The organism is Streptomyces sp. NPDC001222, assembly GCF_042896945.1.
In the GTDB taxonomy this organism is placed as follows: domain Bacteria; phylum Actinomycetota; class Actinomycetes; order Streptomycetales; family Streptomycetaceae; genus Streptomyces; species Streptomyces gibsoniae.
On record NZ_JBIAXT010000015.1, the window covers coordinates 173,337 to 187,237 of the forward strand.

Below are 13,901 nucleotides of genomic sequence, written 5' to 3' on the forward strand. Positions count from 1 at the left end.
CTGACAAAACCCCTGTCCGTGAACACACTTGCTGCTTAGGGTGACCTGGTGACTCAGTCCATATCGCCCGCGTACCTCCGCTTCCCGCATCTGCACGGCGAGTCGGTCGCCTTCACCGCCGAGGACGACGTCTGGGTCGCCCCGCTCGACGGCGGCCGTGCCTGGCGGGTCAGCGCCGACAACGTCCCGGTCAACCACCCCCGGATATCCCCGGACGGCCAGACCGTGGCCTGGACCTCCACCCGCGACGGCGCCCCCGAGGTGTACGCCGCCCCGATCGACGGCGGCCCCGCCCAGCGCCTGACCCACTGGGGCAGCGGCAAGACCCAGGTACGCGGCTGGACCACCGACGGACGGGTGCTCGCCCTCAGCACGGTCGGCCAGGCCTCCCTGCGCCGCTCCTGGGCGCACGCCGTACCGCTCGACGGCGGCCCGGCCACCACCCTGCCGTACGGGCCCGTCGGCGAGGTCGCCCACGGCCCGGCCACCGTGCTGCTGTCGGCGCCCATGGGCCGCGAGGCCGCCTGGTGGAAGCGGTACCGCGGCGGCACGGCCGGCAAGCTGTGGATCGACCGGTCCGCCGACGGTGAGGGGGCCGGGGAGTTCGTCCGGCTGCACGAGGACCTCGACGGCAACATCGAGTATCCGTGCTGGGTCGGGGAACGCATCGCCTTTCTCTCCGACCACGAGGGCGTCGGAGCGCTGTACTCGTCGCTCGCCGACGGCTCGGACCTGCGCCGCCACACCCCCCTCGACCACTTCTACGCCCGGCACGCGGCCACCGACGGTACCCGCGTCGTGTACTCCTCCGCCGGTGAACTGTGGCTCCTGGAGGACCTGGACGGGGCCGAGCCCCGCCGGCTCGACATCCGGCTCGGCGGTCAGCGCGTGGATCAGCAGCCGTATCCGGTGAGCGCGAGCCGCTGGTTCGGGGCCGCCTCGCCCGACCGCACCGGGCGCGGCAGCGCGATCTCGGTGCGCGGCGCCGTCCACTGGATCACCCATCGCTCGGGGCCCGCCCGCGCGCTCGCCGCCGAGCCCGGCGTCCGGGCCCGGCTGCCGCGCACCTTCCGTGCGGACGGCGAGGAGTGGGTGGTGTGGGTGACGGACGCGGAGGGCGACGACGCGCTGGAGTTCGCGCCCGCCACCGGAGTCGCACCCGGCGCCACCCCGCGGCGGCTCGCCGGCGGGCGCCTCGGCCGGGTGCTGGGGCTCGCGGTCGCTCCCGACGGCAGCCGGGTCGCGGTCGCCGCGCACGACGGGCGGGTGCTGCTCGTCGAGCGGGACAGCGGCGAGGTGCGCGAGGTCGACCGCAGCGAGGACGGCGAGGCCGACGGGCTCGTTTTCTCCCCGGACTCGGCCTGGCTGGCCTGGTCGCACCCCGGCCCCCGCCCGCTGCGCCACCTCAAGCTCGCCAACACGGCCGATCTGTCGGTCACGGAGGCGACCCCGCTCCGCTTCCGGGACTACGCGCCCGCGTTCACCCTGGACGGCAAGCACCTGGCGTTCCTCTCGGCCCGCTCCTTCGACCCCGTCTACGACGAGCACGTCTTCGACCTGGCCTTCGTGGGCGGCTCCCGGCCGCATCTGATCACCCTCGCGGCGACCACCCCGTCCCCCTTCGGGCCCCAGCGGCACGGCCGTCCCTTCGAGGCGCCGGACAAGGACGAGACACCCGACAGCGAGGGCGCGCCGACGACCCGGGTCGACCTGGACGGCCTCGCCGACCGGATCGTGCCGTTCCCCGTCGAGGCCGCGCGCTACTCCGGCCTGCGGGCCGCCAAGGACGGCGTGCTCTGGCTGCGGCACCCGGTGCGCGGAGTCCTCGGCACCTCACGGGCCACCCCCGACGACCCCGATCCCCACTCCGAGCTGGAGCGCTACGACCTCGTCCAGCAGCGCATCGAGCATCTCGCCTCGGACGCCGACCACTTCACGGTCACCGGCGACGGCAAGCGGGTGCTGCTGTGGACCGACGGCAAGCTCAAGGTCGTACCGAGCGACCGGCGTGCCCCGAACGACGACGACAGTGACGCCAACATCACCGTGGACCTGTCCCGGATCCGGCAGACCGTCGACCCGGCGGCCGAGTGGCGGCAGATGTACGAGGAGACCGGCCGCCTCATGCGCGACAACTTCTGGCGGCCCGACCTCGGCGGGGTCGACTGGGACGGCGTGCTGGACCGGTACCGGCCGGTCCTGGAGCGCATCGCCACGCACGACGACCTGGTGGACCTCCTGTGGGAGGTGCAGGGCGAACTGGGCACCTCGCACGCGTATGTCACACCGGGCGGCTACGGGCCCGGCGCGGACCGCCGGCAGGGCCTGCTCGGGGCCGACATCTCCCGGCACCCGGACGGCAGCTGGCGCATCGACCGGGTGCTGCCGTCGGAGACCTCCGACCCGGACGCCCGGGCGCCGCTCGCCGCGCCCGGGGTGGCGGTACGGGCCGGGGACGCGATCGTGGCGATCGGCGGCCGGCCGGTGGACCCGGTGGCCGGGCCGGGACCGCTGCTGGTCGGGACGACGGGCAAACCGGTGGAGCTGACCGTCTCGCCGGCGGGCGGGGGCGATCCACGGCATGTGGTCGTCGTGCCCATCGCGGACGAGGAGCCGCTGCGGTACCACGCGTGGGTCGCGGACCGGCGGGCGTATGTGCACGAGAGGTCCGGCGGACGGCTCGGCTATCTGCATGTGCCGGACATGGTGGGCTCCGGGTGGGCACAGCTCCACCGCGATCTGCGGGTCGAGGTCGCGCGGGAGGGACTGGTCGTGGACGTCCGGGAGAACCGGGGCGGCCACACCTCCCAACTGGTCGTGGAGAAGCTGGCGCGGCGGATCGTGGGCTGGGACCTGCCGCGCGGACTGCGGGCGTACAGCTACCCGGAGGACGCTCCGCGCGGCCCGGTGGTCGCCGTCGCCAACGAGTTCTCCGGCTCGGACGGCGACATCGTCAACGCGGCGGTCAGGGCGCTCGGCATCGGACCGGTGGTCGGAACGCGGACCTGGGGCGGCGTCATCGGCATCGACAGCAAGTACCGGCTGGTCGACGGGACGCTGGTGACCCAGCCCAAGTACGCGTTCTGGCTGGAGGGCTACGGGTGGGGCGTGGAGAACCACGGTGTCGATCCCGACATCGAGGTGGTCCAGACACCTCAGGACCACGCGGCCCGGCGGGACGTCCAGCTCGACGAGGCGGTGCGGCTGGCGCTGGCCGCCCTGGAGGAGCGCCCGGCCAAGCGTCCCCCGGAGCTGCCGGCCCTGTGAACCGCCGTACCGCCGCGGACGTTCCCCGGCCCCGCCCCGCCCTCCGGCCCTTCCCGGACCGGAGGGCGGGGCCGATACGATGCCGTCGTAGTGATCAGTCCGTGTGAGGAGGAGGCACGCACATGGCGGGAGAGCCGCAGGACGACTGCTTGTTCTGCAAGATCGTCGCGGGGCACATCCCGGCGACGATCGTCCGGGAGACCGACACCACACTCGCGTTCCAGGACATCAATCCCCAGGCACCCACGCACATACTGGTCATCCCGAGGCTCCACCACCGGGACATCGCGACCCTCGCCGCCGCCGCACCGTCGGTGGCCGCCGATGTGCTCCGCGAGGCCGGCGAGGTCGCCGCGCAGGAGAAGCTGGAGAGCTACCGCGTCGTCTTCAACACCGGCAGCGGCGCCGGGCAGACCGTCTGGCACGCCCACGCCCATGTGCTCGGCGGCCGCGGTCTGCAGTGGCCCCCCGGATGACGCGCCATGTCCGCCCGTGAGCTGGTGGTGCTCGGCACCGCCAGCCAGGTCCCGACCCGGCAGCGCAACCACAACGGCTATCTGCTGCGCTGGGACGGCGAGGGCATCCTCTTCGACCCCGGCGAGGGCACCCAGCGGCAGATGCTCCGCGCCGGGGTCGCCGCCCACGATCTGCACCGGATCTGTGTCACGCACTTCCACGGGGACCACTCGCTGGGGCTGGCCGGGGTCATCCAGCGGATCAACCTGGACAAGGTGCCGCACGAGATCACCGCGTACTACCCGCGGTCGGGGCAGCGGTTCTTCGAGCGGCTGCGGTACGCCACCGCCTACCGCGAGACCGTCCAGCTGACCGAGGCACCGGTCGCCGAGGACGGGGTGCTCGCGACGACCGCCGCGTACACGCTCGAGGCGCGCCGGCTCTCCCATCCCGTGGAGTCGTTCGGCTACCGGCTGGTCGAGCCCGACGGACGGCGGATGCTGCCCGAGCGGCTCGCCGAGCACGGGATCACGGGCCCCGACGTGGGCCGTCTCCAGCGCGAGGGCTCCCTCGGCGGTGTCCAGCTGGAGGCCGTGAGCGAGGTGCGGCGCGGACAGCGGTTCGCGTTCGTCATGGACACCCGGCTCTGCGAGGGGGTGTATGCCCTCGCGGAGGGCTGCGACCTGCTCGTCATCGAGTCCACCTTCCTCGACGAGGACGAACAGCTCGCCGTCGAGTACGGCCATCTGACGGCCGGTCAGGCGGCCCGGGCGGCCCGGGAGGCCGGGGTGCGGCACCTGGTCCTCACCCACTTCAGCCAGCGCTACTCGGAGCCGGAGGAGTTCGAACGGCAGGCACGGGCCGCCGGGTTCGAGGGAGAGCTGACCGTGGCGCACGACCTGCTCAGGGTGCCGGTCCCGAAACGGCGCTGACCAGGCCTTACGATGCTTTGATGCCCCTCCCCAAAGCTGAACTGCACCTTCACGTCGAAGGCACGCTGGAGCCGGAGCTGGCCTTCGAGCTGGCCGCCCGCAACGGCGTCGAACTGCCGTACGCCGACACCGACGACCTGCGCAAGGCCTACGCCTTCGAGGACCTCCAGTCCTTCCTGAACCTGTACTACGAGCTGATGGCCGTACTGCGGACCGAGCGGGACTTCGAGGATCTCGCCAACGCGTATCTGGAGCGGGCCGCCGCGCAGGGCGTGCGGCACGCCGAGATCTTCTTCGACCCGCAGGCCCATATCGCCCGGGGCGTCCCCATGGGGACGGTCGTCGAGGGACTGTGGCGCGCGCTCGGCCGCAGCGAGGAGAACCACGACGTCTCCACCCGGCTGATCATGTGCTTCCTGCGGGACGAGTCCGCCGACTCGGCGATGGAGACGCTGCAGGCGGCCGAGCCGTACCTGGACCGGATCGTCGGCGTCGGCCTCGACTCCGCCGAGGTCGGCCACCCGCCCGCCAAGTTCCGCGAGGTGTACGAGGCCGCCGCCGCCCTCGGGCTGCGCCGCGTCGCGCACGCCGGCGAGGAGGGGCCGCCGGAGTACATCACCGAGGCCCTCGACGTGCTCGGCATCGAGCGCGTCGACCACGGTCTGCGCTGCATGGAGGATCCGGCGCTGGTCGAGCGGCTGGTGCGTGAGCGGGTGCCCCTCACGCTCTGCCCGCTGTCCAACGTCCGGCTGCGCACGGTCGACGTCCTGGCGGAGCATCCGCTGCCCGCGATGCTGGACGCCGGACTGCTGTGCACCGTCAACTCCGACGACCCGGCGTACTTCGGCGGCTATGTGGCGGACAACTTCCACGCCGTGCACGACACCCTCGGGCTGAGCACGGAACGGATGCGCGAACTGGCCCGCAACTCGTTCCTCGCCTCCTTCCTGGACCACGACGAGGAGCGGCGGGCCCGCTACCTCGCCGAGGTGGACGCGTACGAGTTCACCGGGAACTGAGGGGCTCTACGGGGTTCCGGGTCCCGACGCGGCGGTCGTCTGCCGGGGCCCGGCCGTGCCGTAGGCCCCCTGGTCCGCGGCCGCCGTTGTGTCGAACGGGATCTCCACGACCGGCTGTTCGGAGGTGTCGGCCGGCGCGATCGCGCCCATTGCGCCGCCCGTCGACACGGCGACCACGGTGGCCTGAACACCCTGGCGGCGGCGCACGCCGCCCCGCAGGAGCGGACGGCCGCCCGGCTGCCGGGCGACGGCGGCAAGCGGGAGGGCGATCGCCAGCAGACCGGCCGCGAGGATCGTGCCCATCGCCGGAAAGCCCGCCCGCGCGGCCAGCACACTGCCGGTGAGGGGACCGGCCGCGGTGCCGAGCGAGGACGCCGAGCCGACGAGGACGGCCCAGCGGCCACGCCGGTCCAGGGATGCGGCGAGGCCGATCAGATACGACAGCACGATCGGGTAGAGCGTGTTCCAGGCGATCTCACCGGTCGCGAAGGTGCCGAGGCCGGTGGCGGAGGCGCTGAGCGCGATACAGCCGGCGATGAGTGCCGTGCCCACGCCGACGGGGAGCGCACGGCCGAGACGCGACCCGAGCATGCTCGCGCCGATCACGCCGAGCAGCCCGGCGCCGAGTGCGACGGCGAAGACCAGACCGACGGTGACCTCGCTGAGGTGTGCCTGGCTGAGGCCGATGCGTCCGCTGACGCCCCACAAGGAGTTCTGGGCCAGGGACCAGCACAGGATGCCGCCGGCCAGCACGAGCCCGGCGCCGCAGTGGGGGAGCCGGCCGGTCTCGCGGGGAGCCGTGGCGACGGGTGCGGGGGAGGAGAGACGGCCGGTCGCGGGCCACACCAGGAGGGCGGTGAGGGCGATCGCGGCGAGCGGGAGGCCGTGTCCGGGGCCGAGGTGGGGGATCGTCAGATAGAACGCCCCGGCGAGCGCGGAGACGCCCAACAGGCCCAGCGTGGAGGCGCCGTGCGGGTCGCTCCCCCAAGCTCTCGACTCCGCTCGAGCGGGGGGCGCCCCGAGCGCGGCGATGCCGGTCGCCGCGACCGTGGTGGCCGTGCCCGACCCGAAGCCGCCGACGACCGCTCCCGCGACGACCACGGGGATGCTGTGGCTGACGGCGGCCGTGCCGTATCCGGCGGCGGCGAGCAGCAGCCCCGTGCGGGCCAGCCGCCGGGGGCCGACGCGATGGACGTGGGCGGCCAGCAGAAAGCCCGCAGCGGCCGAACTCAGCAGCAGGGCACTGCCGATGGAGCCGGCCTCGGTGGCGGAGAGCGGCAGACCCGCGTCGAGTCTGCCGACGGTGGTGGGCAGCAGGTACGCGGCGAGATACCCGGCCGTGAAAAGGGCGACGAGGGGCCAGGGCGGGGCGGTGCGCGAGGACACGGGCGTTCCAGGGCGTGCGAAAGGACGGCTCAGAAAAGAGGGGGGTTGGGCGCCGTCCGTCGACCGACAGGAACGCGCGGGGCAATTTGTATCAAGCACGCGGTTCGAGAAAAAGCGCGGGATGTGTGATCTGAGTCACTCTCGGGTTTGTGGCTGGTGAGCCCGGGTATACGAGCGCGATTTCCGCCGGCCGGGCAGGGTTCAACGCCAGTGCGGCGCCCCCGCGAGGCCCGGAGCGGCCCCCTCGATCCCGGCCCGCACCTCCCGCATCACCGCCACGATCCGCTCCTCGTGCTCCGGTGTCAGCCGGGCCACCGGCACCGAGCAGCTGATCGCGTCCAGCGCCGGGGTGTCGTAGCGCAGGGCGAAGCCGAAGCCGGCGATGCCGGTGACGCTCTCCTCGCGGTCGACCGCGTGACCGCGCTCGCGGGTCGCGGCCAGGTCCGCCGCCAGGGACGCCCGGGTCGTGCGGGTGTTCGGGGTGAGTGCCGGGTACGGGCCCGGGGGCAGTGCCTCGTCGGACCGTTCGGCCAGCAGCGCCTTGCCGAGCGCGCCCGCGTGGGCGGGCAGGCGGCGGCCGACGCGGCTGATCGTCCGCGGATAGGCGTGCGACTCGCGGGTCGCCAGATACGCCACGTCCATGCCGTCCAGGCGGCCCAGATGGATCGTCTCGCCCAGCGCCTCGGACGCCTGGTCCAGGAACGGGCGCACGGCACGGACGCGCGGGTCGGAGTCCAGATAGCTCGTGCCCGTCAGCAGGGCGCTGATGCCGATGCCGTAGAGCGAGCCCGTGACGTCCGTGCGGACCCAGCCTCGCGAGATCAGGGTCTGCAGCAGGGCGTACATCGAACTGCGCGGCACCGAGAGCTGGTCGGCCAGCTCCTGCAGCCGTGCGGGGCGGTCGCCGCGGGCCGCGAGCACCTCGAGCAGTTCGACCGTGCGCGCGGCCGACTTCACCTCGCGGACGCCCCCTGTGTCTGACATGCGCCGATCGTAATCCGGGCACGGGAGGGCGCCGCCCGGCGCACGGGGGGCCATTGACGAGCCTCGTTCACCTACTTAGGCTTCATCTTCATACATAGACGGTGTCTCCATGGGGAGACAGCCAGAGGGGGACAGCCAGGGGAGGACCGGCTCATGCCCCTGCTCACCGCCGCACCCGACCTCGTAGGAGCCGCCCCGTGACCGTCGCGTCCCGCCCCGACCTCACCATCGACGAGGTGCGTCTGACGCCGATCCTGGTCGCCGACCCGCCGCTGCTCAACACCCAGGGCGTCCACCAGCCGTACACGCCCCGGCTGATCGTGGAGGTGGTGACCGCCGACGGGACCGCGGGGGTCGGCGAGACCTACGGCGACACGAAGTACCTCGATCTCGCCCGGCCCTTCGCCCAGCAGCTGATCGGCCGTCAGGTGACCGACACCACCGCCCTGTTCGCCCTCGCCGACGAGATCGGTGTGGAGGGCGCCCCGGGCGGCGACCGGCTCGACGTCGGCGGGCTGCGCGGGGTCCAGACCGCCGACAAACTCCGGCTGTCCGTCGTCTCCGCCTTCGAGGTCGCCTGCCTCGACGCCCTCGGCAAGGCGCTCGGGCTGCCCGTGCACGCCCTGCTCGGCGGCAAGGTGCGGGACGAGGTCGAGTACAGCGCGTATCTGTTCTACCGGTGGGCCGGCCATCCCGAGGGCGTGGCCGCCGAACAGGACGACTGGGGTGCCGCCCTCGACCCGGCGGGAGTGGTCGCACAGGCCCGGACCTTCAAGGAGCGGTACGGCTTCGGTTCCTTCAAGCTCAAGGGCGGGGTGTTCCCGCCCGACGAGGAGGTCGCCGCGATCCGTGCCCTCGCGGAGGCCTTCCCCGGACACCCGCTGCGCCTGGACCCCAACGGGGCCTGGACCGTCGCGACCTCACTGAAGGTCGCCCGGGAACTGGACGGCCTCCTCGAGTACCTGGAGGACCCCGCCCTCGGGACGGACGCGATGGCCGAGGTCGCCGCGGGCACCGGCATGCCGCTCGCCACCAATATGTGCGTGACCACCTTCCCGGAGATCGAGAAGGCGTTCACCCGCGGCGCCGTCCAGGTCCTGCTGTCCGACCACCACTACTGGGGCGGCCTGCGCAACACCCGGGAACTGGCCGCCGTCTGCCGGACGTTCGGGGTCGCGCTGTCCATGCACTCCAACACGCACCTCGGCATCTCCCTCGCCGCGATGACCCATGTCGCCTCGACCGTGCCCGACCTGCACCACGCCTGCGACACCCACTACCCCTGGCAGTCCGAGGACGTCATCACCGAGCGCCTCACCTTCGAGGGCGGCAGGATCGCCGTACCGGACGCGCCCGGCCTCGGCGTCACTCTGGACCGCGACCGGCTGGCGGCCCTGCACGCGCGCTGGCTCGCCGACGACGGCACCCTGCGCGAGCGCGACGACGACGCGGCGATGCGCGTCGCGGATCCCGGCTGGGTCACTCCGGTGGTGCCCCGCTGGTAGGCGCACGGCTCCGCACGACGGCCGCGGGTGACGGTCGCGGATGACGGTTGTCGGTGGCGGCCGTGGGCGACGGCCGCGGCCAACCGCCGCCGCGCACCGTGACGATTGGTGCACACTGGCTGGATCCGCACCACGTCAGGGAGCCCACCGTGACCGCCACCACCGGAGAGGGACCGCACCGCCACCCCGGCACGCAGGAGAAGCCGCACCCCCATCCCCACATCGGGGACGGGCCGCACCATCCCTCCCAGGTCGACCCCCTGGCCGCCCTGCGCGCGCCCGAGGACCCGCCCCGGGACGTGTACCTCACCGGGACGGTCTTCCTCGACATCATCTTCACCGGGCTGGAATCCGCCCCCGTGCGCGGCACCGAGTCCTGGGCGCGCGGGATGGGGTCGAGCCCCGGCGGTGTCGCCAACATGGCCACCGCGCTGGCCCGGCTCGGTCTGAAGACCTCCCTGGCCGCGGCCTTCGGCGACGACCACTACGGCGAGTACTGCTGGGACGAGCTGGAACAGGGCGAGGGCATCGACCTCTCGCCGTCCCGACGGGTCCCCGGCTGGCACTCCCCGGTCACCGTCTCCATGGCCTACGAGGGCGAGCGGACCATGGTCTCCCACGGCCACGAGCCGCCGCCGGAGCAGCCCGCACCCGCCTGCCCGCCCCGCGCCCGGGCCGCCGTCGCCTCGCTGACCCCCGGCCGGCGCGCCCCCTGGATCGCCGAGGCCGCCAAGCGGGGCACCCGTGTCTTCGCCGACGTCGGCTGGGACGACACCGGGGCCTGGGACCTCGCGGGCCTCGCCGACCTCGAACACTGCGAGGCGTTCCTGCCGAACGCCGAGGAGGCCATGCGGTACACGGGCACCGACTGCCCGCGCGCCGCCGCCCACGCGCTGAGCGCCCATGTGCCGCTGGCCGTGGTCACCCTCGGCGCAGAGGGCGCGTACGCCGTGGACGGACGCACCGGCGACACCGCCGCCGTGCCCGCGATCGCCGTCGAGGCACTGGACCCGACGGGCGCGGGCGACGTCTTCGTGGCGGGTTTCGTCACCGGCACGCTGGCCGAGTGGCCGCTCGCCGACCGCCTCGCCTTCGCGGGCCTGACGGCCGCGCTGTCGGTGCAGGAGTTCGGCGGATCGCTGTCTGCGCCGGGGTGGTCCGAGGTCGCGGCGTGGTGGCGCCGGGTCCAGTCCTACGAGGACCAGGACCCGGCCGCCCTCACCCGGTACGCGTTCCTCGACCGGCTGGTCCCGGAGGGGCGTGTGGAGCCCTGGCCGCGGCGGCGCGCCGTACCGACGATCGGGTTCCGCCGATCGGCGTGAGCACGTCCGGCGATCGGCATGCGCGCGACCGCCGTCGCCGGGTGCGGGCGGCTCAGAATCCCAGCCGGCGCAGCTGCTTCGGGTCCCGCTGCCAGTCCTTGGCCACCTTCACATGGAGGTCCAGGAACACCGGGGTCCCGAGCAGCGCCTCGATGTGCTTGCGGGACTTGATGCCGACCTCCTTCAGCCGCTTGCCCTTGGGACCGATGATGATCCCCTTCTGGCTGGGACGCTCGATGTAGACGTTCGCGTGGATGTCGAGGAGCGGCTTGTCCGCCGGACGGTCCTCGCGCGGCAGCATCTCCTCCACCACCACCGCGATGGAGTGCGGCAGTTCGTCCCGCACGCCCTCCAGCGCCGCCTCCCGGATCAGCTCGGCCACCATGACCTGCTCCGGCTCGTCCGTCAGATCACCCTCGGGGTAGAGCGCGGGCCCCTCGGGCAGCAGCGGGATCAGCAGCTCGGCGAGCAGCTCCACCTGCTTGTCCCCGGCCGCCGACACGGGCACGATCTCCGCCCACTCGATCCCCAGCTCCTTGCCGAGCTGGTCGATCGCGATCAGCTGCTCGGCCAGGGCCTTGGAGTCCACGAGGTCCGTCTTGGTGACGATCGCGACCTTCGGGGTCTTCTTGATCCCCGCCAGTTCCTTGGCGATGAAGCGGTCACCGGGGCCGATCTTCTGGTCGGCGGGCAGACAGAAGCCGATCACGTCCACCTCGGCCCAGGTCGTGCGCACGACGTCGTTGAGCCGCTCGCCGAGCAGCGTGCGCGGCTTGTGCAGACCCGGGGTGTCCACCAGGATCAGCTGCGCGTCCGGCCGGTGCACGATGCCCCGTACCGTGTGCCGGGTCGTCTGCGGCCGGTTCGAGGTGATCGCCACCTTCTGCCCGACCAGAGCGTTCGTGAGGGTGGACTTGCCCGCGTTGGGACGGCCCACGAAACAGGCGAAGCCCGCCCGGTGGACGGCCTCGGTCGGCTCGGATGACTGACTGCGCACGCTCATGGCGCCCATTGTCCCTGATCCACGGAGCCCCACCGCACGCTCGTGCGCCTGCCGGGGTACCGGTGAGGTCCCGGAAACGCCGACGCAACACGAAACGTCACGGAAACACACCCGTACGCGACCGGAAACGCGCGGCGGTGACCCTCGGACGAGCCCGCACACCGAGGAGACCCGCCTGTGGAGATCGTCCGCCTGGCCGCCGGAAAAGCCCCCGCCCTCGACACCGGCGACACCGCCTGGCTGCTCGCCGCCACCGCCCTCGTCCTGCTGATGACCCCGGGTCTGGCCCTCTTCTACGGCGGCATGGTCCGCACGAAGAGCGTCCTCAACATGCTGATGATGAGCTTCGTGTCGATCGCCCTGGTCACCGTGGTGTGGCTGACCGCCGGATACTCCCTGGCCTTCGGCGACGACAGCGCGGGCGGGCTGATCGGCGGCCTGAAGCACGCCGGCATGGCGGACATCGGCCCCCGGAGTCTGCACGGCAGCGTCCCCACCCTCCTTTTCGCCGCCTTCCAGCTCACCTTCGCGATCATCACGGCGGCGCTCGTCAGCGGCGCGGTCGCGGACCGGGCGAAGTTCGGGGCGTGGCTGGTGTTCGTACCGCTGTGGGCCCTGCTCGTGTACGTGCCGGTCGCGCACTGGGTGTGGGGCCCGGGCGGCTGGATCCTCGCCCGCCTCGGGGCCCTCGACTTCGCCGGCGGTCTGCCCGTGGAGATCACCTCCGGCGCCTCCGGGCTCGCCCTGTGCCTGGTCCTCGGTCCCCGCCTCGGGTTCAAGAAGGACGCCATGCGTCCGCACAACCTGCCGATGGTGATGCTCGGGGCGGGGCTCCTGTGGTTCGGCTGGTTCGGCTTCAACGCGGGGTCGGCGCTCGGCGCGAGCGGCCTCGCGGCGGCCGCCTTCCTCAACACCCTCGCCGCCGGCTGCACCGGACTGCTGGGCTGGCTCTTCGTCGAGCAGAAGCGCGACGGCCACCCCACCACGCTCGGCGCGGCCTCCGGCGCGGTCGCGGGCCTGGTCGCCATCACCCCGTCCTGCGGCACGGTGTCCCTGCTCGGCGCGCTGGTCGTGGGCCTCGCCGCCGGGGCCGTCTGCTCGTACGCCGTGAGCTGGAAGTTCAAGCTGAACTACGACGACTCGCTCGACGTCGTCGGGGTCCACCTGGTCGGCGGTGTGATCGGCACCCTGCTCATCGGACTGTTCGCGGTCGAGGGGATGACCGGCGAGGCGAAGGGACTGCTGTACGGGGGCGGACCCGCCCTGCTCGGCAAGCAGTTGCTGGCCGTCGTCGTGGTGGCCGGCTACGCCTTCGCGGTGACGTACGCCCTCGGCAAGGTGATCGACAAGCTGATGGGCTTCCGCGCGAGTGAGGAGCAGGAGCACACCGGCCTGGACCTTACGGTGCACGCCGAGACCGCCTACGATCACGGAGTCGTGGGGCATGGCGCCCCGGTCGCCCACTCCGCCGCCCAGAAGGTCACGTCCCAGGCATGAAGCTCATCACCGCGATCGTCAAGCCCTTCCGCCTCGACGCGGTCAAGACGGCCCTGCAGGAACTCGGCGTTCAGGGCCTCACCGTGACCGAGGCCAGCGGCTACGGCCGTCAGCGCGGCCACACCGAGGTCTACCGCGGCGCCGAGTACCAGGTCGACCTCGTGCCCAAGGTCCGCATCGAGGTCGTGGTCGAGGACGCCGACGCCGACGCGGTGATCGACGCGGTGGTGAGCGCGGCGCAGACCGGAAAGATCGGCGACGGCAAGGTCTGGGCGGTGCCCGTGGACACCGTCGTACGGGTGCGGACGGGCGAGCGCGGCCCCGACGCCCTCTGACCCGAAGGGCCGCACCCGCCCGGGGGAACGGCCCTAGAAGACTCATGAAGATCTTGGGGTTCTGGCCTCGTCGTGGGAGCGGCGGGGCCAGACTCGTTTTGTGGTGATGGGGGAATGGGCCGGGGAGACGGTCGGGCCGGATGTGTGGGAGATGTGCCGGGAGTTGATCCCGGCGGGGAGTGTGTTCGCGTTTCT

11 protein-coding genes are annotated in these 13,901 nt (G+C 72.7%); 8 read left to right on the forward strand and 3 right to left on the reverse strand.

Features of this window, described 5'->3' with window-relative positions; all coding sequences use genetic code 11:
* Positions 1-48: 48 nt before the first annotated feature.
* The 4 genes from ACFY2Z_RS21715 to ACFY2Z_RS21730 all read left to right on the forward strand — a co-directional run bounded on the left by ACFY2Z_RS21715 (position 49) and on the right by ACFY2Z_RS21730 (position 5,674).
* Positions 49-3,267 carry a S41 family peptidase gene (locus tag ACFY2Z_RS21715; protein ID WP_390745737.1) on the forward strand — a complete coding sequence of 1,073 codons (3,219 nt, stop codon included), beginning with the start codon at positions 49-51 and terminating at the stop codon, positions 3,265-3,267.
* A 122-nt stretch (positions 3,268-3,389) separates the two neighbouring features.
* Complete coding sequence (locus ACFY2Z_RS21720; RefSeq protein ID WP_390745738.1) at positions 3,390-3,743, forward strand: histidine triad nucleotide-binding protein; 354 nt, start codon at positions 3,390-3,392, stop codon at positions 3,741-3,743.
* Positions 3,744-3,749: 6 nt separating this feature from the next.
* Entirely contained in the window at positions 3,750-4,655 is a 906-nt protein-coding gene (locus ACFY2Z_RS21725) for a ribonuclease Z (RefSeq protein ID WP_390745739.1), read from the forward strand.
* A 20-nt stretch (positions 4,656-4,675) separates the two neighbouring features.
* Complete coding sequence (locus tag ACFY2Z_RS21730; protein WP_390745740.1) at positions 4,676-5,674, forward strand: adenosine deaminase; 999 nt, start codon at positions 4,676-4,678, stop codon at positions 5,672-5,674.
* 6 nt (positions 5,675-5,680) lie between these two features.
* Here ACFY2Z_RS21730 and ACFY2Z_RS21735 read toward each other — a convergent pair whose 3' ends face one another.
* The gene (locus ACFY2Z_RS21735) at positions 5,681-7,060 is read right to left on the reverse strand and encodes an MFS transporter (RefSeq protein ID WP_390745741.1); all 1,380 of its coding nucleotides are present in this window, start codon (positions 7,058-7,060) and stop codon (positions 5,681-5,683) included.
* A gap of 201 nt (positions 7,061-7,261) precedes the next feature.
* On the reverse strand, positions 7,262-8,044 hold the full coding sequence (locus ACFY2Z_RS21740; RefSeq protein ID WP_390745742.1) for an IclR family transcriptional regulator: 783 nt from the start codon (positions 8,042-8,044) through the stop codon (positions 7,262-7,264).
* Between the two features lie 197 nt (positions 8,045-8,241).
* Here ACFY2Z_RS21740 and ACFY2Z_RS21745 point away from each other — a divergent pair, with 197 nt between their 5' ends.
* Both ACFY2Z_RS21745 and ACFY2Z_RS21750 read left to right on the forward strand, forming a co-directional pair.
* Positions 8,242-9,549, forward strand: a complete 1,308-nt coding sequence (locus ACFY2Z_RS21745; protein ID WP_390745743.1) for a glucarate dehydratase family protein — start codon at positions 8,242-8,244, stop codon at positions 9,547-9,549.
* Positions 9,550-9,770: 221 nt separating this feature from the next.
* A complete protein-coding gene (locus ACFY2Z_RS21750) occupies positions 9,771-10,871 on the forward strand; it encodes a carbohydrate kinase family protein (RefSeq protein WP_390745747.1) in 1,101 nt (366 codons plus the stop codon).
* Between the two features lie 52 nt (positions 10,872-10,923).
* Here ACFY2Z_RS21750 and era read toward each other — a convergent pair whose 3' ends face one another.
* Entirely contained in the window at positions 10,924-11,883 is a 960-nt protein-coding gene (era, locus tag ACFY2Z_RS21755; protein WP_390745744.1) for a GTPase Era, read from the reverse strand.
* Positions 11,884-12,051: 168 nt separating this feature from the next.
* On the opposite strand from era, the gene ACFY2Z_RS21760 reads away from it, so the two are divergent.
* Both ACFY2Z_RS21760 and ACFY2Z_RS21765 read left to right on the forward strand, forming a co-directional pair.
* A complete protein-coding gene (locus ACFY2Z_RS21760; RefSeq protein WP_390745745.1) occupies positions 12,052-13,371 on the forward strand; it encodes an ammonium transporter in 1,320 nt (439 codons plus the stop codon).
* Positions 13,368-13,706, forward strand: a complete 339-nt coding sequence (locus tag ACFY2Z_RS21765; protein WP_311698417.1) for a P-II family nitrogen regulator — start codon at positions 13,368-13,370, stop codon at positions 13,704-13,706. Before ACFY2Z_RS21760 ends, ACFY2Z_RS21765 begins: the two co-directional genes overlap by 4 nt.
* Positions 13,707-13,901 lie beyond the last annotated feature (195 nt).